The sequence below is a fragment of the Achromobacter sp. EG18 genome, assembly GCF_059759395.1.
Genome location: NZ_CM186213.1, coordinates 1,383,381 through 1,407,089, shown reverse-complemented (window position 1 = coordinate 1,407,089; position 23,709 = coordinate 1,383,381). Strand labels below are relative to the sequence as shown.

General features: G+C 67.9%; 17 protein-coding genes. 10 read left to right on the top strand and 7 right to left on the bottom strand.

Features of this window, described 5'->3' with window-relative positions; all coding sequences use genetic code 11:
* Window positions 1-93: 93 nt before the first annotated feature.
* From queD to AC6CR5_RS06575, 4 genes are all read right to left on the bottom strand, one after another.
* Window positions 94-537 (bottom strand): 6-carboxytetrahydropterin synthase QueD, encoded by a 444-nt coding sequence (queD, locus tag AC6CR5_RS06590; protein WP_047990917.1) that lies wholly within the window; start codon window positions 535-537, stop codon window positions 94-96.
* Window positions 534-1,166, bottom strand: a complete 633-nt coding sequence (gene queE, locus AC6CR5_RS06585) for a 7-carboxy-7-deazaguanine synthase (RefSeq protein ID WP_006387235.1) — start codon at window positions 1,164-1,166, stop codon at window positions 534-536. The genes queD and queE overlap by 4 nt, the downstream gene beginning before the upstream one ends.
* A gap of 59 nt (window positions 1,167-1,225) precedes the next feature.
* The gene (dbpA, locus tag AC6CR5_RS06580) at window positions 1,226-2,614 is read right to left on the bottom strand and encodes an ATP-dependent RNA helicase DbpA (protein WP_498085377.1); all 1,389 of its coding nucleotides are present in this window, start codon (window positions 2,612-2,614) and stop codon (window positions 1,226-1,228) included.
* A 131-nt stretch (window positions 2,615-2,745) separates the two neighbouring features.
* Window positions 2,746-3,507, bottom strand: a complete 762-nt coding sequence (locus AC6CR5_RS06575) for an IclR family transcriptional regulator (protein ID WP_020927912.1) — start codon at window positions 3,505-3,507, stop codon at window positions 2,746-2,748.
* A 160-nt stretch (window positions 3,508-3,667) separates the two neighbouring features.
* Here AC6CR5_RS06575 and xsc point away from each other — a divergent pair, with 160 nt between their 5' ends.
* The 10 genes from xsc to AC6CR5_RS06525 all read left to right on the top strand — a co-directional run bounded on the left by xsc (window position 3,668) and on the right by AC6CR5_RS06525 (window position 16,340).
* A complete protein-coding gene (gene xsc / locus AC6CR5_RS06570; protein WP_035182904.1) occupies window positions 3,668-5,479 on the top strand; it encodes a sulfoacetaldehyde acetyltransferase in 1,812 nt (603 codons plus the stop codon).
* Window positions 5,480-5,483: 4 nt separating this feature from the next.
* Window positions 5,484-6,413: a bifunctional enoyl-CoA hydratase/phosphate acetyltransferase gene (locus AC6CR5_RS06565; RefSeq protein WP_498085376.1), complete on the top strand. Its 930-nt coding sequence runs from the start codon at window positions 5,484-5,486 to the stop codon at window positions 6,411-6,413.
* A gap of 98 nt (window positions 6,414-6,511) precedes the next feature.
* On the top strand, window positions 6,512-8,131 hold the full coding sequence (locus AC6CR5_RS06560) for an ABC transporter substrate-binding protein (RefSeq protein ID WP_498085375.1): 1,620 nt from the start codon (window positions 6,512-6,514) through the stop codon (window positions 8,129-8,131).
* A gap of 12 nt (window positions 8,132-8,143) precedes the next feature.
* Window positions 8,144-9,112 (top strand): ABC transporter permease, encoded by a 969-nt coding sequence (locus AC6CR5_RS06555; RefSeq protein WP_026383775.1) that lies wholly within the window; start codon window positions 8,144-8,146, stop codon window positions 9,110-9,112.
* A complete protein-coding gene (locus tag AC6CR5_RS06550) occupies window positions 9,109-10,011 on the top strand; it encodes an ABC transporter permease (RefSeq protein ID WP_026383774.1) in 903 nt (300 codons plus the stop codon). Before AC6CR5_RS06555 ends, AC6CR5_RS06550 begins: the two co-directional genes overlap by 4 nt.
* The gene (locus AC6CR5_RS06545) at window positions 10,011-11,642 is read left to right on the top strand and encodes a dipeptide ABC transporter ATP-binding protein (RefSeq protein ID WP_020927905.1); all 1,632 of its coding nucleotides are present in this window, start codon (window positions 10,011-10,013) and stop codon (window positions 11,640-11,642) included. Before AC6CR5_RS06550 ends, AC6CR5_RS06545 begins: the two co-directional genes overlap by 1 nt.
* Complete coding sequence (locus tag AC6CR5_RS06540; protein ID WP_020927904.1) at window positions 11,635-13,311, top strand: amidohydrolase; 1,677 nt, start codon at window positions 11,635-11,637, stop codon at window positions 13,309-13,311. Before AC6CR5_RS06545 ends, AC6CR5_RS06540 begins: the two co-directional genes overlap by 8 nt.
* 1 nt (window position 13,312) lies before the next feature.
* Complete coding sequence (locus tag AC6CR5_RS06535; protein ID WP_020927903.1) at window positions 13,313-14,305, top strand: CobW family GTP-binding protein; 993 nt, start codon at window positions 13,313-13,315, stop codon at window positions 14,303-14,305.
* Window positions 14,306-14,465: 160 nt separating this feature from the next.
* Window positions 14,466-14,858: a nuclear transport factor 2 family protein gene (locus AC6CR5_RS06530; protein ID WP_020927902.1), complete on the top strand. Its 393-nt coding sequence runs from the start codon at window positions 14,466-14,468 to the stop codon at window positions 14,856-14,858.
* A gap of 90 nt (window positions 14,859-14,948) precedes the next feature.
* The gene (locus AC6CR5_RS06525; RefSeq protein WP_035182932.1) at window positions 14,949-16,340 is read left to right on the top strand and encodes an NAD(P)/FAD-dependent oxidoreductase; all 1,392 of its coding nucleotides are present in this window, start codon (window positions 14,949-14,951) and stop codon (window positions 16,338-16,340) included.
* 64 nt (window positions 16,341-16,404) lie between these two features.
* Here AC6CR5_RS06525 and AC6CR5_RS06520 read toward each other — a convergent pair whose 3' ends face one another.
* The 3 genes from AC6CR5_RS06520 to AC6CR5_RS06510 all read right to left on the bottom strand — a co-directional run bounded on the left by AC6CR5_RS06520 (window position 16,405) and on the right by AC6CR5_RS06510 (window position 23,708).
* Window positions 16,405-17,124 carry a class II aldolase/adducin family protein gene (locus tag AC6CR5_RS06520; protein WP_498085374.1) on the bottom strand — a complete coding sequence of 240 codons (720 nt, stop codon included), beginning with the start codon at window positions 17,122-17,124 and terminating at the stop codon, window positions 16,405-16,407.
* A gap of 28 nt (window positions 17,125-17,152) precedes the next feature.
* The gene (locus AC6CR5_RS06515) at window positions 17,153-18,148 is read right to left on the bottom strand and encodes a tripartite tricarboxylate transporter substrate binding protein (RefSeq protein ID WP_498085373.1); all 996 of its coding nucleotides are present in this window, start codon (window positions 18,146-18,148) and stop codon (window positions 17,153-17,155) included.
* Between the two features lie 169 nt (window positions 18,149-18,317).
* Window positions 18,318-23,708: a S6 family peptidase gene (locus AC6CR5_RS06510; RefSeq protein WP_498085372.1), complete on the bottom strand. Its 5,391-nt coding sequence runs from the start codon at window positions 23,706-23,708 to the stop codon at window positions 18,318-18,320.
* Between the last annotated feature and the right edge of the window lies 1 nt (window position 23,709).

Here is a 23,709-nt window from a genome sequence, read left to right as displayed (position 1 = left end):
CAACAAGCGCCTGGCAGGCGTTGCCGCGCCAGGCGGCAGGCGCATGCTGTCACGTCGATTTGCGGGTGACCATGCCGGCCGCCCATAGGGGCATCAGCCGTTGCAATCGGCCCAGCAATTGGGCGTTTCGTACAGGCGCACGCGGGTCAGGCGCAGGTCGGCGCCGTAGTGGCCGTGGTAGTGGGGGGCCAGGATCTCGAAGATGACGGCGGCCAGGTTCTCGGCGGTGGGGATGCGGTCCAGCACCACGGTCTTGTGGCCGGGCATCGAGTCCAGGAAGCCGCGCACGGCGGTGTCGCCTTCGTAGACCAGGAAGGCATGGTCCCAGACGTCGACGATGTGGGCCTTGGCGATGCGCTTGATGTCGGCGAAGTCCATCAGCATGCCGTTGTCGGATTCGCCCGGGGCCTGGACGATGTCACCGGTCAGGGTGATTTCGAGCACATAGCGGTGGCCATGCAGGTTGCGGCACTGGCTGCGGTGGTCGGGAATGCGGTGGCCGGCGTCGAATTCAAGCCTGCGGGTCACGGAAATCATGGAATGCCTATGTATTTATGGGTCTGCAGGCTCAGGCGCCATTGCGGGTGCTGCATGCAGTATTGGACGGCCTGTTCGGTGTTGGCCAGGCGGGCGGGGCCGTCCATGGGTTGCAGGAAGAAGTGGTCGAAGTCCAGGTGTTCGAAGCGCGGGGGCAGGGCGTTGGCCTGGGGGTAGACCAGCTTGAGTTCATTGCCGCGTTCGATGACGACGGGGGCGGTGCCCTTGGGGCTGACGCAGATCCAGTCGATGCCGGGGGGCGGCTGGACGGTGCCGTTGGTTTCGATGGCGACGGTGAAGCCGCGCGCGTGGACGACGGCCAGCAGCGCTTCGTCCAGTTGCAGCAGCGGTTCGCCGCCGGTGAAGACGATGTAGCGGTTGGCGGTGTCGGGACCCCAGGCGGCCTCGATGGCATCGGCGAGCAGTTCGGGGCTGGCGAATTTGCCGCCGCCGTCGCCGTCGGTGCCGATGAAGTCGGTGTCGCAGAAGGTGCAGGCGGCGCTGGCGCGGTCGCTCTCGCGGCCGGTCCAGAGATTACAGCCCGCGAACCGGCAGAAGACCGCCGCGCGGCCCGCGTGGGCGCCTTCGCCTTGCAGGGTCTTGAAGATTTCTTTGGCGGTGTAGGTCATGACGGGGGGCGCCGGGGCAGGCGGCGCCGGGAATGAGCAAAAACAGACTATTTTAGTCGTTACAGTTCCTCGAGGTAGCGCATGCGGAAGCGCCGGCCCTTGATGTTGCTGTTGGACAGGCGCGAGAAGGCCTGCTTGGCGATCTTGCGGTCCAGCGCCACGTAGGCGTTGAACTCGGTGATGTTGATCTTGCCGACCTGCTCGAAGGCCAGGCCGCCGTCGCCGGTCAGGGCGCCCAGCAGGTCGCCGGGGCGCAGCTTGTCCTTCTTGCCGCCCTGGATGCACAGGGTCACCATGGGCGCGCGCAGGGGCCGGTCGGCCTTGGGGCGCAGCGATTTCAGGTCGCCCCAGGTCAGGGGCGCGCCCTGGTATTGCTCGATCAGGTTGGCCCAGCGCATTTCGTCGGGCGAGCACAGGCTCAGGGCCAGGCCTTTCTGGTCGCCGCGGCCGCTGCGGCCGATGCGGTGCACGTGGACTTCGGTGTCCTTGGTGACGTCGACGTTGATGACCGCGCCCAGGTTCTGGATGTCCAGGCCGCGCGCGGCCACGTCGGTGGCCACCAGCACGGCGCAGCTCTGGTTGGCGAACTGGATCAGGATCTCGTCGCGCTCGCGCTGTTCCAGGTCGCCGTTCAGCGCCAGGGCGCTGATGCCGTCGGCCTGCAAGCGTTCGACCAGGTCGTGGCTGCGGATCTTGGTGTTGCAGAAGGCCAGCGTCGAGACCGGGCGGAAATGCGCCAGCAGCGTGGCCACCGCATCCAGGCGCTCGGCGGGGTCGATCTCGTAGAAGATCTGTTCGATGCGGCTGGCGTCGTGCTGGGCCTCGACCTTGACTTCGGCGGGGTTGCGCAGGAAGCGCGCGCTCAGCTTGCGGATGTTGTCGGGGTAGGTGGCCGAGAACAGCAGGGTCTGGCGCTTGGCGGGGCAATGCGAGGCGATGGCCACGATATCGTCGTAGAAGCCCATGTCGACCATGCGGTCGGCCTCGTCCAGCACTAGCGTGGTCAGGCCGGACAGGTCCAGGCTGCCGCGTTCCAGGTGGTCCTGGATGCGGCCGGGCGTGCCGACCACGATGTGGGTGCCGCGCGCCAGCGATTCGGCCTGCGGGCGGGCCGCGGCGCCGCCGCACAGCGTCAGGATCTTGACGTTGGCGATCTGGCGCGCCAGCCGGCGCAGCTCCTGCGCCACCTGGTCGGCCAGCTCGCGGGTCGGACAGAGCAGCAGCGCCTGCGGCGTCAGGCGGGCGGGATCGAGCTTTTGCAACACGCCCAGGCCAAAGGCAGCGGTCTTGCCGCTGCCGGTCTTGGCCTGCGCGATCAGGTCGCGGCCTTCCAGGATCAGCGGCAGGCTCTGCGCCTGGATCGGCGTCATCTGCTCGAACCCCAGGCTTTGCAGGTTATCGAGCAGGGCGGGCAAAAGGGGCAGGGAAGTAAAGGGCGTCTGGGTCACGGCAGGGGCTCTCGCAGGAACTGCGATAAATACGGATACGGCCGACAGTGTAAGGCCTGCGGGTCCCCAGGGCGCCCGGACTGGCGCACGCACCGGCCGCCGGGCGCGCGTCAATTCGGGGGCGCGTGGCGCTATCCGGCCGAGGGTTCGTAGGTGCCCGCCAGCGCCCGCGCCGCTTCCTGCATGCGCGGCAGCCAGGCGCGCGCGCCGTCGATCGACAGCCGCGCCACCGGCGCGTGCAGCGCCACCGCGGCAATGGCGCGGCGTCCGCGCATGATGGGCACCGCCATGCAGACGATGCCCAGCAGGAATTCCTCGCGGTCGAAGCTGGCGCCTTCCTTGCGGATCGCCAGCAGTTCGCGTTCCAGCGCGGCCGCGTCGCATAGCGTGTTGGGCGTGTAGCGCGGCAGCGGCGCCGCCGCCAGCAGCCGCGCGCGCGCCTCGCGCCGCATGTGCGCCAGGAACAGCTTGCCGCTGGCGCTGCAGTGCAGCGGCACGCGCGAGCCGGGCTGCAGGTTGACGCGCAGCGGCCAGGCGGTCTCGACCCGGTCCAGGTAGATGACCTCGTCGCCGTCCAGCATGGTGCAGTTGCAGGTCTCGCCGATCTCGTCGACCAGGCTGTCCAGGATGCGGTGGCGCTCGGCCCGCAGCGGCGAATTGAGCAGGGTGTCGCGCGCCAGCAGCGCCAGCCGCGGGCCGGTGATGTAGCGCTTGCCTGCGGGCTCGCGCAGCAGCATGCCGGCGTCCACCAGCCGCGACACGATGCGCAGCACGGATGGCTTGGGCAGGCCGGTGGCCTCGGTCAGCGCCGCCAGCGATACCGGCGCCTCGGAACCGGCGACCTGTTCCAGCAGGGTCAGCGCGCGCAGCGCCGCGGAGGATTCGTCTTTCATCTTTCAATATTTGAAGATTTGGCGAAAGGCCGCCAGGTTGGTGCGGATTCTGCAGAAAATGGAACGCTGCAGGGTGGGAAATGCGGGAGTTCTGCTGCAGTATCGGTTCACCCCGGCCAATATGCAATCCAAGCCGCGCCGGTCCGCCAGGAGAGAGACCATGAGCAGCAAACAACACATGACCCCCAGCGAAGCGTTTGTCGAGACGCTGGTGGCGCAGGGCGTCAAGGACGTTTTCGGCATCGTCGGTTCGGCCTTCATGGACGCGCTGGACCTGTTCCCCGCCGCCGGCATCCGCTTCGTGCCGACGGTGCACGAGCAGGGCGCCGCCCACATGGCCGACGGCTATTCGCGCGTCACCGGCCGCCACGGCGTCTGCATCGCGCAGAACGGCCCCGGCATCACCAACTTCGTCACCGGCGTGGCCGCGGCCTACTGGGCCCACAGCCCGGTGGTGGCGATCACGCCCGAGACCGGCACGTCAGGCATGGGCCTGGGCGGCTTCCAGGAAACCGAGCAGCTGCCGATCTTCTCGCGCATCACCAAGTACCAGGCCCACGTCAACCGGCCCGACCGCATGGCCGAATTCACCGCCAAGGCCTTCGACAACGCGCTGGCCGAGCGCGGCCCGACTCAGCTGAACATCCCGCGCGACTATTTCTACGGCGAGATCGACGTGGCGATTCCGGAGCCGCGCCGCATCCGCCGCGGCCCCGGTTCGGAAGAAGACCTGGAAGCGGCCGCCCGCCTGCTGGCCGGGGCGAAGTTCCCGGTGATCGTCGCCGGCGGCGGCGTGCTGTTCTCGGCCGGCCAGGCCGAATGCGTGGCGCTGGCCGAACTGCTGGGCGCGCCGGTGGTCACCAGCTATCTGCACAACGACGCCTTTCCGGCCAGCCATCCGCTGTGGTGCGGGCCGCTGGGCTACCAGGGCTCCAAGGCCGGCATGAAGCTGCTGTCGCAGGCCGACGTGGTGCTGGCGCTGGGCACGCGCCTGGGGCCTTTTGGCACCTTGCCGCAGCACGGGCTGGACTACTGGCCGCAGAACGCGCGCATCATCCAGGTCGATGCCGACCACCGCATGCTGGGCCTGGTGCGGCCGGTGTCGGTGGGCATCTGCGGCGATGCCAAGCCGGCGGCGGCGGCGCTGGCCGCGAAGCTGCGCGATCGCGAGGTCGCCTGCGTGGCCACCAAGGCGGCGCGCGGCGAAGAGATCGCGGCGCAGAAAAGCGCCTGGGAAAAGGAACTGGACGGCTGGTCGCACGAGCGCGACGACTGGAGCCTGGACATCATCGAGCACGGCGGCGGCCGCATGCATCCGCGCCGCATGCTGCGCGAACTGGAGCGTGCCATGCCCAAGCATGTGATGGTGTCCACCGACATCGGCAACATCTGCTCGGTGTCCAACAGCTACCTGCGCTTCGACGAACCGGATTCGATGCTGGCCGCCATGAGCTTCGGCAACTGCGGCTACGCGCTGCCGGCGCTGATCGGCGCCAAGCTGGGCCGGCCCGACCGGCCGGCGGTGGCCTACGTTGGCGATGGCGCCTGGTGCATGAGCTTCCAGGAACTGCTGACCTGCGTGCGCGAGCGCATCCCGGTCACGGCGGTGGTGTTCCACAACGGCCAGTGGGGCGCGGAAAAGAAGAACCAGGTGGACTTCTACGGCCGCCGCTTCGTCGGCAGCAACCTGCAGAACCCCAACTTCGCGGAACTGGCGCGGGCCATGGGCGCCGAGGGCATCCGGGTCGAGCATGCCGACCAGGTCGGCGCGGCGCTGCAGGCCGCGTGCAAGGCGCAGTCCGAGGGCAAGACCACGGTGCTGGAGATGATGGTGAGCCAGGAGCTGGGCGATCCGTTCCGCCGCGACGCGCTCAAGCAGCCGCTGCGCCTGCTGGACAAGTACAAGCGCTACGTCAACCAGCCGTTCCAGCCGGGCGAGGTGCCGCTACCGATCGACCCGGTGCGCGGCTGACGCCATGGCCAGCGACCGCTTGTTCGAGCCGCTGCGGGCCGCGGCGCTGTCGGCCGGGCGGGTGCGCACGGCGGTGGCCTATCCGCTGTGCGCTTCCAGCCTGGGCGCCGCGGTGCAGGCGCGCGAAGCCGGCTACATCGAGCCGCTGCTGGTCGGGCCGGCGGCCCGGCTGGCCGGCCTGATGGCCGAGCTGGGCCTGCGCGCCGGCTCGCTGGAGATCGTCGACACGCCCGACGACGAGGCGCTGGCCGCGCGCGCCGCGGCCGGCCTGGCGCGCGACGGCGCGGTCGGCATGCTGATGAAGGGCAGCCTGCACACCGACCAATTCATGTCGGCGGTGGTGGCGCGCGAATCCGGGCTGCGCACGGCCCGGCGCATCAGCCATGCCTTCGTGATGGCGGCGGCCGCGTATCCCAAGCTGTTCATCCTGACGGACGCCGCCGTCAATATCGCCCCGACCCTGCAGGAGAAGGCCGACATCGCGCAGAACGCCATCGACCTGGCGCATGCGCTGGGCGTGGCGCGGCCCAAGGTGGCGGTGCTGTGCGCCACCGAATCGGTCAACCCGGCGATGCCGGCCACGCTGGACGCGGCGGCCCTGTCGAAGATGGCCGACCGCCAGCAGATCCGCGGCGGCCAGATCGACGGCCCGCTGGCGTTCGACAACGCCATCTCGCGCCAGGCGGCCGAGCAGAAGGGCATCGTCTCGCCCGTGGCGGGCGATGCCGACATTCTGCTGGTGCCCGATATCGAGGCCGGCAACATGCTCTACAAGGAGCTGACCTGGCTGGCTGGCGCGGCCACCGCCGGGCTGGTGCTGGGCACGCGCGTGCCGGTGCTGCTGACCAGCCGCTCGGACGCGGTGCAGGCGCGGGTCGACAGCTGCGCGGTGGCGGCGCTGTATGCGCGGGCGCTGGCGGCCGGCGCGCGTTGAATCGGGTCGCCCGCCGGCCTGGCACCATCAAGTCCGGCGGTTTGGTACTAAGCCGGACCCCCCGGGTTGACTAGGCTAGCGCCATAGCCATCGTTTGAATGGCTCATGCCAACAATGCCAAGGGGTGGATGATGCGCAGCGCGACACGCGGCTTTGCCGCAATACTGACAGCATGGGCCTTGATGGCCGGCACGCACGCGGCGCAGGCCGCCGATGCGCCCAAGCCGGGCGGCACGCTGGTCATCGGCTCGACCCAGGTGCCGCGGCACCTGAACGGCGCGGTGCAGTCGGGCATCGCCACGGCGCTGCCCAGCGCTCAGCTGTTCGCCAGCCCGCTGCGCTACGACGCCAACTGGAAGCCGCAACCCTACCTGGCGCAGTCGTGGGAGCTGGCGCCGGACGCCAAATCGCTGACCCTGCACCTGCGCCACGACGCGCTGTTCCACGACGGCAAGCCGGTGACGTCCGAGGACGTGGCGTTCTCGGTGATGGCGGTCAAGCAGAACCATCCGTTCCAGAGCATGCTGGCGCCCGTCGAAAGCGTCGACACGCCCGATCCCTATACCGCCGTGCTGCGCATGAGCAAGCCGCACCCGGCGATTCTGCTGGCGCTGTCGCCGGCGCTCATGCCGGTGCTGCCCAAGCACATCTACGGCGACGGCCAGGACCTGAAGAACCATCCGCGCAATTCCGCCAACGTGGTCGGCTCGGGCCCGTTCACGCTCAAGGATTTCAAGCCGGGCCAGGAGATCGTGCTGGAGCGCTTTGACAAGTTCTTCGAAAAGGGCAAGCCCTACCTGGACCGGGTGGTGGTCAAGATCAACCCCGACGCCACCAACCTGCTGATCGGGCTGGAGCGTGGCGACATCGGCGCGCTGCCGTACATGACCGAGCCGACCATCCTGCGCCGCGCCAAGGACAATCCGCAGATCGTCATGACCGATCGCGGCTACGAAGGCATCGGCGCGCTCAGCTGGCTGGCGTTCAACACCACCCGCAAGCCGCTGGACGACGCGCGGGTGCGGCAGGCGATCGCCTACGCCATCGACAAGGGTTTCATTACCAAGGCGCTGAACGCCGGCTTCGCCAAGCCGGCGGACGGGCCCATCGTCGCGTCCAGCCCCTATGCGACCCAGGACCTGAAGAAGTACCCGCTGGACCTGAAGAAAGCCGAACAACTGCTGGACGAGGCCGGCTTCAGGAAGGACGGCAAGGGCGTGCGCATGACCCTGACGGTCGACTACATGCCCGGCAGCGACGTGCAGGGCAAGAACGTCGCCGAATACCTGCGCAGCCAGTTGAAGAAGGTCGGCATCGCGGTGCAGGTGCGCGCCTCGCCCGATTTCCCGACCTGGGCCAAGCGCATCGCCAGCCATGATTTCGACATGACCACCGATATCGTCTTCAACTGGGGCGATCCGGTGATCGGCGTGCACCGCACCTATCTGTCGAGCAATATCCGCGACATCATCTGGACCAACACGCAGTCGTACCGCAATCCCAAGGTCGATGAATTGCTGGCGCAGGCCGGCACCGAGACCGACGAGACCAAACGGCGCGCGCTGTATGCGCAGTTCCAGCAGATCGTGACCGAGGACCTGCCGATCGATTTCCTGACGGTCATCCCGTACCACACGCTGTCGTCCAAGAAGGTGCACGGCCTGCCCGATGGGATCTGGGGCCTGCTGTCGCCGCTGGACGACACGTATCTGCAATAGCGGGAGGGTGCCATGTTGCGCTATCTCGCGCGTCGGACCGGCTATGCCGCGGTGCTGCTGCTGGCCGTGGTGACGCTGAACTTCCTGTTGATCCACATCTCGCCCGGCGATCCGGTCGAGACCATCGCCGGCTCCATGGGCGGCATCAGCGAGGACCTGCGGGCCCAGTTGCGCGCCCAGTACGGGCTGGACCGGCCGTTCCTGGTGCAGCTGGGGCTGTACCTGTCGCAGGTGCTGCGCGGCGACCTGGGTTATTCGTACTTCTTCAACCTGCCGGTGGCCCAGCTGATCTGGGAGCGGGTGCCGGCCACGCTGCTGCTGGTGGTGACCGCGGTATCCAGCGCCTTCGTGGCGGGTACGGCGCTGGGCACGCTGGCGGCGCGCAAGCCCAACGGGCCCCTGTCGCAGGGCATCACGCTGCTGTCTATCGTGGGCTATTCCGCGCCGGTGTTCTGGACCGGCATCATCCTGATCATCCTGTTCGCGTCGCTGCTGCCGTGGTTCCCGGTGTCGGACATGCGTTCGGCGGGCGGGCCCGAGGACGGCTGGGCCGGCGCGCTGGACGTGCTGCACCACCTGGTGCTGCCGGCCTTCACGCTGGCGTTCGTGTACCTGGCGCAGTACAGCCGGCTGGCGCGCGCCAGCGTCATGGACGCGCTGTCGGCCGACTACATCCGCACCGCCCGCGCCAAGGGGCTGCCCGAGCGCACGGTGCTGTACCGGCACGCGCTGCGCAACGGCGTGCTGCCGGTGGTGACCATGCTGGGGCTGCAATTCGGCAACGTGCTGGCGGGCGCCATCCTGGTGGAAACGGTCTTCAACTGGCCGGGGCTGGGCCGGCTGGCGTTCGATTCCGTGCTGCGACGCGACTATCCGACCCTGCTCGGCATTCTGCTTTTCGCCTCGTTGCTGGTGGTGGTGATGAACCAGCTGACGGACCTGGCCTACCGGCTGATCGACCCCAGGATAAAGACCTCATGAGCCAAGTTCCTCCCGTCCTGTCTGCCGGCGCCGCGGCGCCGGCCGTCCGGTCGTCGCGGCCGTCGTACGAAGCGCTGCGCGCGTTCGCCCGCAATCCGGGCGCGCTCATCGGCCTGCTGTTGCTGGCCGCCATCCTGGCGGTGGTGCTGTTCGGCCCCCTGGTGATGCAGGCCGATCCGTTCGAGATCGCCAGCGCGCCCATGGAGCCGCCCGGCGGCGAACTGTTGCTGGGCTCCGACTACCTGGGCCGCGACGTGCTGACCGGCATGATCTATGGCGGCCGCGCCACCTTGCTGGTCGGCGTGGTGGCGGCGGTGCTGTCGATGGCCATCGGCATCACCGTGGGCGCGCTGGCCGGCTACTACGGCGGCTGGGTCGATGAAACGCTGATGCGCATCACCGAGTTCTTCCAGGTGCTGCCGGCGCTGTTGTTCGCGATGGTGCTGGTGACGCTGTTTTCGCCCTCGCTGGGCACCATCGCCGTGGCCATCGGCGTGGTCAGCTGGACCGCCACCGCGCGCCTGGCGCGCGGGGAATTCCTGAGCCTGAAGCGGCGCGAATACGTGCTGGCCGAAAGAGTGATCGGCTCCAGCAACGCGCGCATCATCTGGCGCGTGATCCTGCCCAACGCGCTGGCGCCGCTGATCGTCTCGGCCACGCTGGCCATCGGCACCGCCATTCTGTTCGAGGCGGGCCTGTCGTTCCTGGGGCTGGGCGATCCCAACGTGATGAGCTGGGGCCTGATGATCGGCAGCAACCGCCCCTACATCCTGACCGCCTGGTGGGCGGTGACGTTGCCGGGCGCGGCCATCTTCCTGACGGTGCTGGCGGTCAGCCTGATCGGCGACGGCCTGAACGATGCCCTCAATCCCAAGCTGGCCAGCAAACGGAGAAGCTGATGAGCGCCTTGCTTGAAGTCCGCGATCTCGGCGTGTCCGCCGCCCACGGCGGCCCGGCGGTGGTGCGCGGCGTGTCCTACACCGTCAACCGCAACGAAATCCTGTGCGTGGTGGGGGAGTCGGGATCGGGCAAGTCGGTCACCGCGCAGGCCATCATGGGCCTGCTGCCGCCGGATCAGTTGCGCGTGACCCAGGGCCGTATCCTGTACGACGGGCGTGACCTGGTGGGCCTGTCGGCGGCCGAATGGCAGGGGCTGCGCGGCCGCAGGTTCGGCATGGTGTTCCAGGAGCCCATGACGGCGCTCAATCCCGTCATGCGCGTGGGCCGGCAAGTGGAGGAGGTGCTGGCCTGGCACACGGACATGGACGCCGACGCGCGCAGGCAGCGGGTCCTGGAGCTGTTCGGTCAAGTGCTGCTGCCCGATCCCCGCGCCATGTACGCGGCCTTTCCATTCCAGTTGTCCGGCGGCCAGCGCCAGCGCGTGGTGATCGCGATGGCGCTGGCGCTGGAGCCGGACGTGTTGATCGCCGATGAGCCCACCACCGCGCTGGACGTCACCACGCAAGCGCAGATCCTGGCGCTGATCAAGGACATCCAGCGGCGCATGGGGATCGGCGTCATTTTCATTACCCATGATTTCGGCGTGGTGGCCGACATTGCCGACCGCATCGTTGTGATGCGCCACGGCGCGGTGGTGGAGGCGGGCGCGGCCGCCGAGATCCTGAACCGGCCGCAACATCCCTACACCCGTCAATTGATCGCGGCGGTGCCGCACAAGCCCGAGGGCAAGGACGAGGCTGCCGCCACGCCGCCGCTGATGACGGTGGCCAAGCTGTGCAAGACCTACGTCACCGGCGGCCGCCGGGTCGAGGCATTGCGGGATATTTCGCTGGAGATCCGCCAGGGCGAGACCCTGGGACTGGTCGGCGAATCGGGCTCGGGCAAGTCCACGCTGGGCAGCGCGCTGATCGGCCTGGTGGCGCCCGATAGCGGCAGCGTGCGCCTGGACGGCCGCGAACTGGTCGGCATGACGCCAAGGGATTTCCGGCCCTACCGGCGTCAGATCCAGATGGTGTTCCAGGACCCTTACGCTTCGCTCAACCCGCGCCAGCGCGTGGTCGATTCGGTCGCGCAGGGCCCCATCGGCTTTGGCGAGAGCCGCCAGACCGCGCTGCGCGAGGCGCGCGAACTGCTGGCCCTGGTGGGACTGGGGGGCGACGCGGGCGAGCGCTATCCGCACCAGTTCTCGGGCGGCCAGCGCCAGCGGGTCGGCATCGCCCGCGCGCTGGCGCTCAAGCCGCGGCTGCTGGTGGCTGACGAGGCGGTCTCGGCGCTGGATGTGTCGATCCAGGCGCAGGTGCTGGATCTGCTCAAGACCATCAGCGGCCAGTTCGACCTGTCGGTGCTGTTCATCACGCACGACCTGCGCGTCGCGGCGCAGATCTGCGACCGCATCGCCGTGATGCGGCACGGGCAACTGGTGGAGCTGGACCGCGCCGCCACGATTTTCTACCACCCGCGACACGAATACACGCGCCGCCTGATCGATTCGGTGCCGGGCAAGGCCTGGAACAAGCCCGACCTTCAGGCGCTGTCGGACATCACGAACAGGAGCAAGCAGCATGCATGACGCCCCGCATCCGGCACAGGCGCAAGCCGCCGGCACCACCATTTTTTCCGCCCGCGCCATCCTGACGATGAACCCGGCCCAGCCGCGCGCCACGCACATGGCGGTGCGCGACGGCCGCATCCTGGGCGTGGGCAGCCGCGAAGACCTGGCCGGCTGGGGACCCGCTGACCTGGATGAGCGCTATGCCGACCACGTCCTGATGCCGGGGCTGGTGGAGGGGCACTGCCATCTGCCGGAAGGGGGTATGTGGCAGTTTGCCTACGTCGGCTACTACGACCGGCGTGGGCCGGACGGCCGTATGTGGCCGGGCCTGCAAAGCTTCGCGGCGGTGGCCGCGCGCCTGCGTGAATTCGCCGCCGGCCTGGCGCCGGACCAGACGCTGATCGGCTGGGGCTTCGATCCCATCTTCTTCGGCGGCCAGCGCATGAGCGTGCGCGACCTGGACGCGGTGTCGGCCGACCGGCCGGTGGTGGTGATGCACGCCAGCATGCACCTCATGAATGTGAACACGCCGATGCTGGCCCGCGCCGGCATCGACCGCGATACGGATATCGAAGGCATCAGCCGTTTCGCCGACGGCCAGCCCAGCGGCGAGCTGTGCGAGTTCGCCGCCATGTTTCCGGTGATGCGGTTGATCGGCAATCCGTTCCGCACCGTGGGCCTGTCGGAAAACGGCCTGCGCATGTTCGGCAAGGTGGCGCAGTGGGCCGGCGTCACCACCGCCACGGATCTCGTCAACGAGCTGGGCGACGAGGGCCTGGCGACGCTGGCGCGGGTCACGGCCGAGCCCGACTACCCGGTGCGCATCGTGCCGGCGGCGTCTGCACTGACCTACGCCGGCGACCCGGCTGCCTGCCTGGCAAAGCTGCGCGAGGCGGGCCGGCTCAATCATGGCAAGCTGCGCCTGGGCATGGTCAAGCTGGTGGTGGACGGCTCCATCCAGGGCTTCACCGCCAGGGTGCGCTGGCCGGGCTATTACAACGGCGCGCCCAACGGCATCTGGGTCATCGCGCCGGGCGAGCTGGACGCCATGGTGCAGGCCTATCACGACGCGGGCGCGCAGCTGCACATCCACACCAATGGCGACGAGGCCACCGAACTGGCGATCGACGCCATCGACCGCGCCTTGCGCCGCAGCCCGAGGCGCGATCACCGCCACACCCTGCAGCATTGCCAGATGGCGGACGCGGCGCAGTTTCGCCGCATGGCCAGCCTGGGCATGTGCGTGAACCTGTTCGCCAACCACATCTTCTACTGGGGCGATGCCCATTACGCGCTGACCATGGGACCGGATCGCGCCAACCGCATGGACGCCTGCGCCTCGGCCGCGCGCGCGGGCGTGCCGTTCGCCATCCACTCGGATGCGCCCATCACGCCGCTGGGGCCGCTGTTCACCGCCTGGTGCGCCGTCAACCGCCAGACCGCCTCCGGCCGCGTGCTGGGCGAGTCCGAGCGCATCAGCGTCGAGGCGGCGTTGCATGCCATCACCCTGGGGGCCGCCTACACACTCCACATGGACCATCTGGTCGGCTCGATCGAGGTCGGCAAGCACGCCGATTTCTGCGTGCTGCGCGACGATCCGCTGGACGTGCCGCCGTCACGGCTCAAGGACATCGAGGTGCTGGGCACCGTCATCGGCGGCCGGCCGCTGGCGCCCCAGGCAGCCTGACATGGCGCGCATTCCGCTGACGGTGGTGGGCGGCTTCCTGGGCGCGGGCAAGACCACCTTGCTGAACCACGTGCTGGCGCACGGCGCCCGCCGCGCCGCGGTGCTGGTCAACGATTTCGGGCCGGTCGATATCGACGCCGGCCTGCTGGCCGAGCGCGCCGACAACGTGATCCGGTTGGCCAACGGTTGCGTCTGTTGTTCGATGGCGGGCGGCCTGGACGACGCGCTGGCGCGGGTGCTGGCGCTGGACCCCGCGCCCGAATGGATCGTGATCGAGGCCAGCGGCGTGTCCGACCCCGGGCGCATCGCGCAGGTGGGGCTGTCGGATCCGCTGCTGCAACTGGAGGCGGTGGTGGTGCTGGTGGACGCGGGCGCCATCCGCGAGACGCTTGCCGATCCGCTGCTGGCCGACACGGCGCAACGCCAATTGCACGCCGCCGACCTGCTGGTGCTGAACAAGACGGACCTGTTGCCCGCCGCCGCGTTGCCGGCGCTGCGCGACTGGCTGCGGACGCAGGCGGGCGGGGCGTCGATCGTAACGACGCGCGAGGCGCGGGTGGACCTGGGCGCATTGCTTGGCGCGGACGATCGTGGCCATGAAAACTGCGCGGCGCATTGCTGCGATCCGGCGCACCGCCACGCGGCGGCCGGACAGGCACACGCCCTGGACGCCGACGAGCCGCAACATCCATTCCAGAGCTGGCTCTGGTCCGCGCCCGCCATGCTGCATGCCGACCGCCTGGCCGATGCGCTGCGGCAGTTGCCGCGCCATTGGCTGCGGGCCAAGGGCTGGGTGCGCACCGAACGCCATGGCTGGGTGCTGGTGCAACTGGCCGGACGCCGGGTGCGCTTCGATACGCGGGCGGCGCGCCCCGCCGGGACGCGGTCGCCGTCGCTGGTCTTCATCGGCATGCGCGGCATGGCGCAAGGCGGTGAATTGCCCGCGCGGCTGGCGCCTGCCGCCACGTCAGGCGCCACGTCAGGCGCTACGTGAGGCGCTACGTGAGACGTCGTGAAGGCAGGCGCCGCGCCGGCGGGGCCGTTCTGGTGCAAGCGATTTGCCGCGTCTGGTTCTAGACCCTGCCCAGCCCCCCGCGTACCTTGGGCACGGAGCCTGGGCGCACGTCGCGCCCGGCGATCGAGGAGGGTAGGCAATGCAAAAGACCGTCACCGTGGACATGCTGGCCGAGTTCGCGGCCGCCTGGAACCGCCACGATATCGACGCCCTGATGTCTTTCATGAGCGAGGACTGCGTCTTCGAAACGGTGGGCGGCCCCGAGCGCTGGGGCGCCCGGCACAGCGGCCGCGAGGCGGTCCGCGGTGCCTTCGAAGCGGCCTGGAAGAACTTCCCGGATGCGCAGTGGAACAACGGCCGCCACTGGGTGGCGGGCGAGCGCGGCGTGTCGGAAAGCACCTTTACCGGCACGGCCGCGGACGGCTCGCGAGTCGAGGCCGACATGGTCGACGTCTTCACGTTCCAGGACGGCAAGATCCGCGTCAAGAACGCCTTCCGCAAGCAACGCCCGGCCTTGCCGGCCCGCGCCTGAGCCGACGCCGCCACCGGATACCGCCCCATGGATGCCGCTATGTCTTCCGATCCGTCGAATACCGCCGGTACCCTCATCGACCCCGCCGGCATGCCGGCCGCGCCGGCGGCCGCCAGCCCGGCCGTCAGCGCCTACGACCCGCTCTACGATCCGCTGGTGTCGGCGCCGGGACGCGGGCAGGAGTACGCGCCGACCTACTGGGTCGCCACGGCCGGGCCGCCGCCCGCGGACGACGGACCGATCCAGGGCGACATCGAGGCCGACGTGGTCATCGTCGGCTCGGGGTTCACGGGCCTGTCGGCGGCGTTGGCGCTGGCGCGCGACTACGGCGTGCGCGCGGTGGTGCTGGAGGCCAACCGCGCCGTATGGGGCTGCACCAGCCGCAATGGCGGACAAGGGCAGAACGCGTCGGGACGCCTGTACCGCTCGCAATGGATCGAACGTTGGGGGCTGGACACCGCGCGGCGCCTGGATGCCGAGATCCACGAAGGCTTCGACTACTGGAAGAGCCTGGTGGCGCAGATCGACTGCGACGCGCAACCCGGCGGCCATCTGTACACCGCGCATCGCGAGAAGAAGATGGCCTTCCTGCGCAACGAAGCGCGGGTCATGCGCGAGCTGTTCGGCTACGACACGCGCATGCTGACCAAGGAGGAACTGCGCGAGCGCTACGTCGATGATCACGAGGCGGTCGGCGCCCTGCACGAGCCGGACGGCATCGGCGTGCATCCCTTGAAGCTCGCCTACGGCTACATGCGCCAGGCCCGGGCGCTGGGCGCGCGCCTGCATCCGGGCAGCCCGGTGCTGGGCTGGACCGAGGAGGGCGGCGGCTACCGCCTGCAAACGCCCGGCGGCACGGTGCGCGCCAAGCGGGTTGGCTTTGCCACCGGCGGTTATACCGCGCAGGGTGTGAACCGATTGTTGGACAACCGCATCATGCCGATCCTGTCCAATTCCATGGTGACGCGCGTGTTGACGCCGGACGAACGCGCCCGCGCCGGCATCAAGAGCACGGTATTCATCACCGACACGCGCACCTTGAGGTTCTACTACCGGCTGCTGCCGGATGGCCGCATGCAGATCGGCAGCCGCAGCGCCTTGCGCGGCGCCGACGCGCAGCACCCGCGCCACCTGGCGCTGTTGCGCGAAGGCCTGGCGCGCAAGTTCCCGTCGCTGCGCGGCATCGAGCTGGACTATGCATGGACGGGCTGGGTCGACGTCAGCCACGACATGATGCCGCGCATCACCCAGCCGGACCCGGCGCGGCAGGTGTACTACGCCTTCGGCTATGGCGGCAATGGCGTGTCGTTCTCGGCCCATGCCGGCCGCCGCCTGGCGCAGCGCATGATGGGCCAGGACGGCCTGTCGTGGAACCTGCCGATCTACGACTCGCCGCTGCCCGGCCATCTGTTCGCGCCGTTCCGCCGGCTGGGGCAGGCGCTGCTGTATCGCTGGTACTACCTGCGCGACGAAGTGCTGTAGCGGTGGCGGCGAACGGCCGGCGCGCGGGCTCCGCGCCGCCGGCGAGCCCGTCGCCAGGGGGCGATCACGCCTGCGCGGATACCTGCTTCTTCCACAGCTCCCAGGGACGGTTCATGACGCCCGCCATCATGTCGTCGGCCATGGCGGCTTCCTCGTCCGACAGATATGTGATCTCGCCGTTCAGGCCGATGGCTTTCTGCTGGAGCGCGGCGTTCATCTCCGTGTAGATGGCGCGGTAGACTGCCACCGGAATGTCGCCGCCGACCGCGACGAAACCATGTCCGCGCATCAGCGAGACCTTGCTCTGCCCCAGCGTTTGCGCCAGTTCGCGGCCATGGTCACGGTTCCTGACGAGCATGTCGGTGTGGCCGAAGCAGCAACCGATGTCGAACACCGGCGCGCCGGCGCCAAGGAATCCGGCCATGTGGTAGATCGGGCGCAGCCGCACATTCGATCCGGCATAGGGGATGACCGACGGCGAATGGCTGTGGACGATCGCCTGCACGTCGGGGCGCGCGCGGTAGATCTCGCCGTGGATGTAGCGTTCCAGATAGGGCTTGCGCGCGTCCGCGTTGGCGGGTTCGGAGGATTCGTCGAATTCCATGATGTCCTGCGCGGTCACCAGTTCCGGCGCGAGCGAGCGCGATAGCAGGAAGTGCGCGGGATTGCCCGGGTGGCGGACGCTGACATGGCCGAAGCCGTCGAGAACGCCGAAACGCGCCAGGATGCGGTTGGCGGTGACCAGGTCGTCGATGACCTGTTGGTGCTGGATGGGGGTGCTCACGAGATTCTTCCCTTGTGTTGTGTGATGGCTACTGCTGGTCCAGCGAGATGCCCGATTTGCTGGCCAGCGCGCTGTACAGGCCGAGATCGCCGTCAAGCTGCCGCGCCATCGCGGCCGGGCCGGTCTGGACCACCTCGTAGTAGCGGTCGCGGAATTCCTGTTGCACCGCGGGATTCTTCATCGTCTCGGCAACGGCCTGCTCGAACTTCGCTTTCACGTCCGCCGGCAGATCGCGCGGGCCGAGGATGCCGAACCAGACGGAGATGTCGAGGTCGCCGAAAGGCGCGGTCTCGGCGATGGCGGGCACGTTCGGCAGGAACGAGACCCGCTGCCTGGACGCCACCGCGATCATCCGCAGCTTGCCGGCGTCCGCGTGCGGCGCCAGGTTGGGAATGGTGCTGAACAGAACCGGCACCTGGTTGCCCAGCCCGTCGTTGATGGCGGGCGCGCAACCCTTGTAGGGCACGTGGACGATGTCCAGCTTCGCCATCTGCTTGACCGATTCGCCCACGAAATGCTGGGGCGTGCCGTTGCCGCAGGACGAATAGCTCAGCTTGTCCTTGTTCTGCTGAATATAGGCGACCAGATCCGGCACCGTCCTGGCGGGAATGGCCGGGTTCACGCCCAGCGCGACGGGCGCCGAGACCAGCAGCGAAATCGGCGCCAGGCTCTTCTTCACGTCCGGCGTGCCGCGCATCTGCAGGGCGGCGTTGATCGTCAGGGTGCTGTTGGTCAACAGGAAGGTATAGCCGTCAGGCTCCGCGCGCGCCACCTGCTGCGCGCCGATGTTGCCCGAGGCGCCCGGCTTGTTGTCGACGATGACGGATTGGCCGCCCAGCTGCTGCGGCAATTTCGCCGCCACCAGGCGGGCCACGACGTCCGCGCCGCCGCCCGCGGCGAAGGGGACGACCAGCGTGATGGGTTTGGCGGGATAGGGGGCCTGGGCCCAGGCAGAGGAAAAGCTCAGGGCGAGTGCGATGGCGGCGCCCAGCCGCAAGCGCCTCGCCATGCATGGCTTGGTCATCTTGATGTCTCCGTATGGTTTTTTTATGTGGAGCCATTATCTGGACCCGGCCATGCGAGTTCCAATGAAAAAATATTATTTTCCATACGATGTCTCGTATGGCCGGGCCGGAGGCATTGGCCACGGCATGATGCCGCGCATCACGCCGTCCGACCCGGCGCGACCGCGCTCAGAACTGATAGCGCACGCCGACCTGGCCGCTGTAATCGTGCTTGAGCTTTCCGGCGAAGCTGCTTTCGACCTGGCCGTACAGACGCCAGTTGGAAGACAGCCTGGCGTTGAGCGACAGGTTGACCAGATAGCGGCTGTCGTTGCTCATCGGCGTGCTCAACATGTCCCCGGACACACTGTTGTTGAGAATATCGACACTGCCGCCGCGCCGCAGGTTCTGCAGCCGGAACAGCCCCACGGACAGGGCCAACCCGTGTTGTTCATCCGACTGCTGGCTCCAGCCGGCGGCGGCGCCGATCTTGGCATAGACCGGCGTGCTGGCGTTGACCCGGACATCGATGCTGTTTTTATCGCCGTGCAAGGTGTAGGCGCTGGTGTGGCCGGTGGCTACTTCGATCGACGGTTCGATGAATGCGCGGCCATCGAACAGATTCTGCCGCCATCCGGCCTGCACGCTGGCCAGCAGCGACGTGGATCGCACACCCTGCGCGTCGATGTTCAGGTTGGCGGGCAGATGGTAGGTCTGGTTGGTTCTCAAGTACTTGGCGATCACGTCGATGAAGGGGCCGTCCTCATGGATCCAGGCATAGTAGAGGCCGACGCCGCCCGTGGTGTGCTTTTCCGAGAGACTGCCTTCCCCCTGCCCGGAGCCTCGGGTATGGCTTCCCATGATGCCGTACAGCTGCCTGCCAAGCTTGCGGTCAAGACCGAACTGCAGCGTGGTGTGTTTCAGGCGTAGTTGGTCGTAGTCCGCCTGACCATGGTCGGTCTTGAACCATACCCCGGCATCCTCGTTCAACTGGCGCACGTCTCCGAGCCGCTTGTTGAGCTGGTTGGTCTCGAGCACGAAGGCCACGCGCGGCAGGCTGGCGAGCGCGCTGGTGCGGACGATCTGGCTCCGCACCGCGGCAATCTGGTTGACGGTGTCGTCGTCCGCGGCGATCCCGGACTGCGCCAGCCGGTCGATGATTCCCTTGCGCGACTGCAGGGCGTCCAGATCGGACAGTCTCAATGAGAATGGCGTGAATGGCGAAAGGCCGCCAGCGCCGTGCGCAGGGGTACCGGTGCCCGGTGGCGCGGCCGGCGCGGGGGCCGGGGCAGGCGCCGTCTCGGACGGGGGAGCGGCGGGGTCGGCGGGACCCGTGTCAGCGGGGGGAACGACAGGGGCGGTGGGACCCGTGTCTGCCGGGGGGACGACGGGGGCAGTAGGTCCCGTGTCAGCCGGGGGGACGACGGGAGCGGTGGATCCCGTGTCAGCGGGAGGCGCGGCATTGTCGGTCGGCCCGGTGTCCGTGGCGTTGCCGGGCTGGTCTGACGAGCCGCTGTCATGGCCGGCATCCGGGGTATCCGTCGATCCGGAATCCAGCGGGGGATGAGGCTTGCCGTCGGCGCCGGCATCACCCGGCGATGGCGTCGCCGGCGCGCCGTCGGGCGCAGGCGCCTCGCCAGGCGGCAACGCCTCTGGAAGCTTCTTGTACGTCAATTGCCATCTTTTCTGCGTGCCGGTGCTGACGATTTCCAGGTTGGGGGAGTAGACGGTCAGCCCTTGCGTGATGGAGCCGGGCTTGAAATAGCTGTCCGCCGTGGGCAAAGGCGCGGTCGCCAACAGCAGGGCGCCGGCACTGTCCAGCGCCACGGGTTCGTGCAACAGGAGCGTGAGGTCCAGACTGTTGTCGTCGCCCTGGGCCAGGGTGGTGATAAGGATGCTGTCGCTTTCCCCGCTTTGAGGTCGCGCGTTCAGGGCGAAATGCACGCCGCTGGCGATCATGGTGTCGGTTTTCAGCGTGTGCGGCGTCCAGTCCGCTTCGGGCCGAGACAACTCCACGCGTCCCGCCGTTGGCAGATGCAGCAAGTCAAACTGGCGATCTTGCGTCACGCGCCAGGGCGCATCGCTGCGCATGCTGAGCAGCCACCATTGTCGCCGGTCCGCGTCCCGGCTTACCGCAAGGCCGCCCAACCAGGGATCGCCTTGCGCCGGTGTGGCGTCGTTGTGGCTGCTTGCGAAAGCCTGATCCAACGTGAACAGGTTTGCCGGGGTGGAGGAAGGGGCGCTGAGCAGCAGGCTTTCCCTGGCCTGCACGGAGGCGGTAGTTTGAGGGAGGCCGAAATCCGCGATACGCAAGCGGTTGCCGCTGCCGTCCAACCGGGTGGCGACCGTCAACCGGTCATGTGCGCCGCTGTTTGGGTCGACGCGAAAGGCAAACACGCTGTCAGATGCGGTAACGGTGTCGGCCGCCAGGGCATAGGCAATTTTTGGCAACCCGGCCTGGGGCGGATCCAACGGCGGCGGAGAACCGGAACCTGCCTGCGTCAGGAACGTTTGGCGCGTCGCGTTCTTGTCGTCGAAACCCAGGATCGCATTGCTGGCCCGTAGCGAGTTCAGCGTTGAATCGCCCGTGATGATCCAGCGGGAATTGTGGTGGATCTGCATCCCGGCCTGGGCAGCGGTCACGGCGCCGGCGTACACGGTTTGCGGCGAGGCGGTTGCACCCGCGTTGCCCAAAGTGATGACGCTTGCCGCCAGGCCGGAAACATCGCTGAATGAATGACTGCCCGGCGCCAGGTGCACGCTGGCATTGGCGCCGCCCAGATTGATGCCATTGGTGAAGTAATGGGCCGGGTGAATTTCTGTCGTGGACAGGCTCGTGGTGTTGCCGGAGAGCGTCAGTGCCGCGCCGTCGGCTACCGTGATGGCGCTGTCTCCATACCAGCCGGCAGTCCCCTGCAAATGCGCGCCGGCGTGCAGCGTCAATGCGCTGGCGGTGAAGCGGCTGTAGCCCGTCAGCGCCGCCTGATCGGAAAAAACGTTGATGGCGCTGTCGCGCGCGTCAACGGCGCCTGCAAATTTTTCATGGATGTCCAGCGTTGAATGATCGCTCAAGGCCACCGTTCCCTGATAGCGGCTCTTGTCGGCGTCCGTGTTGGCGATGGAGGTGCCCTTGACCGGTTCCTGGGGCAATTCTCCGCCATCGTTCTTGTTCAGATACAGCAGCGGGCTGCCCAGGACCACCCTTGCGCGTTCTGCAACGATGTCGCCCAGCAACGTGGCGTTGCGTGACAAGCGGAAGGTGGTGTCCGACAGCGCGAGCTTCCTGATGGCGAATTTGCGCGATTCCCAATCCGGTTGGTCGAACGACACCGATTGCGTCCTGACGGAATCGTCGCCCAGGTCTAGCAGTTTCCGTGCCTCGTCGGGGGTGTTGATCGCATGGATCACCGGGTGTCCCTGCAACACCAGTTCGCCTTGCCGCTGGGTGAATGTGTTCTCGCCGAGGTCCATGCCGCCATCGGCGATGAAAACCGTTTTCGACGGGCTGGCGACGCCGACGTCGATATTGCCCCGCACGGTTCCCGAGAAGATGAATTCGGTCTGCCCGGGGAAGTACTCCCGCTTGCGCTCGTTCGCCTTTTCCAGCGCAACGGCGAAGGATTGCCCCGCGTATTCCCAGTAGTCGTCGCTGGCCTGGGAGCCGTAGGTCGGGACGGCGCCAAAGCTGTCCTGCTTCAGGACGAAATAGCTGAGCCCCTGTTTGTAAAGGTCGCCCCGTTGCCCGGTGCCCGCTCTGACCGGCATCCGTATGGAATCGCTTACCGTTGGCGGCGGCATGGGCGTGAGGTTGATCGTCATGGCCGCCGTTTTCGTCCCGGTATTGGTGATGGTGGCGCCATGGTCTTTTGCGTTGGCATGCAGCCGGTTGAACGTGATGTCATTGCCATTGAGGTTCAACACCCCGCCGCGCGCGCCCCATTTGATATGGTCGGGATCGACCTGCCTGCCGTCGCCAAGCACGACTTCGGCGCGGCCGCTGGACAGGGTGATGCCGTCGAACGCCTGGACGTGGCCATCGTCGTCGGGCCGCTGCGACAGAATCACCTGGCCGTCGCCCACCTTCAGGCCGCCCGGATTGACGCCTTTTCCTTCGATGGTCAGGGTGCCGGGACCGATCTTGTGCAGGTTGTCCCCGGCCACGCCGTTGACGCGCCAGACCACGGTGGCGCCTTCCCTGACGTCGATGCCGCCGCCCATCCAGGTCTGGTCGGTTTCGGGGGAAACGACGTAGCTGTTGTGGAAGGTCAGCGAACCGGCGCCCTGGTTGACGGAGTCCTGCAAGGTGATCTGGCCCACGCCCTTGCCGCCTTCGCTGCGCAAGGACAAGTTCTTGCCCGCGTCAAGACCGGCGAAGTCGAGCGCGCCATTGCCGCCCGCATAGGCCAGGCCCGGCGTCTTCTTGTAGCCATGCATCGCGAACTGGCGGCCCTGCTGCGTCAGGTGGCCGGCGCCCTGTGCGCTGTCGAATGCCCATCGCAAGGGGCCCTTGCCTTCAGTGAAAATCACTTCGGGATCGTTATCCTTGTCGAAAACGCTGTCGAGAAAGTCCGCCGGCAGGTGCGACCAATAGACATAGCCGGGTTCGTCGGGGGGGATTTTGAGATCCGCCGCCACGCCGGCCAGGACCCAGCGCCTGTGTTCCGCATCCCAGGCAAACAGGGGGGAACCGCTATCGCCGTGCTGCACGAATGAGGGCAGCAGGCCGTTGTCTCCCCGCGCTATGACGAACGTCTCGTTCGACCAGGTCGGCGTGACGATGCCACCCGTCGCCCATTTGTAGGCGTAGCCGAGCTCGTGCAGGCTGGGTTCGAGCGCGCCCGTCATGGGATTGTGGCCGTGTTCGGGATGGTCGCCGACGAACTGGATACCCATCCCGACCCGATAGAACAGGGGAAATTTCTTTTTCTCTTCCTCTGTCCAGAGGTCCGGGTCGCCGAGGGAAAGCAGCGGCGTCGACGTGCGCGGCACCGGAAACGTGGCGATCGGGGTCGCGTCGGTTACCAGCTTGCCCAGGCGGGTGACGTCGAAATCCCACTCCTGGGTCCAGTCCCGTTCCCGATGGTAATCCGGGTGCACGTCTCTCCGGATCTGGGAGTAGGTGGCGCCGGCAAGGCGGGTGCTGTCATGAGGACCGTTGTGCGCCACGCCAACAGTATATTGCGGCGCGACCAGCGTTCCGATCGCGTTGTTGTCGCTGACGCTGGAGAAATCAATGAAGGGGATGACGTCGCTCAAGGTGCCGCGCAGACTGCCGGACTTGTCATAAATCGGGATGCCCAGCGCGCCGGGCCGGAACGCCCCTTTGTTTTCGGCGAAGTCCCGATACGTCTGGTAGGGAATCTCGATGCTGGCGTAGCCTGCGCGGGCGGTGCCGGGGAGCGCGGCGGCAATCAACAGGGGCAGGGCGGTCGATAGCTTGCGGATCGGCGATCCCTGGCGGGGCGGCCGGGCCCCGGCTGTCGTCGGGCCGGGCTGGAGTCTGCCCCATGATCTGGATACCGCGATCAACGGGCGCTGGGGGGTGTGCTTGAGCTGCTTGGGCGAGTGAATCTTGTTCATG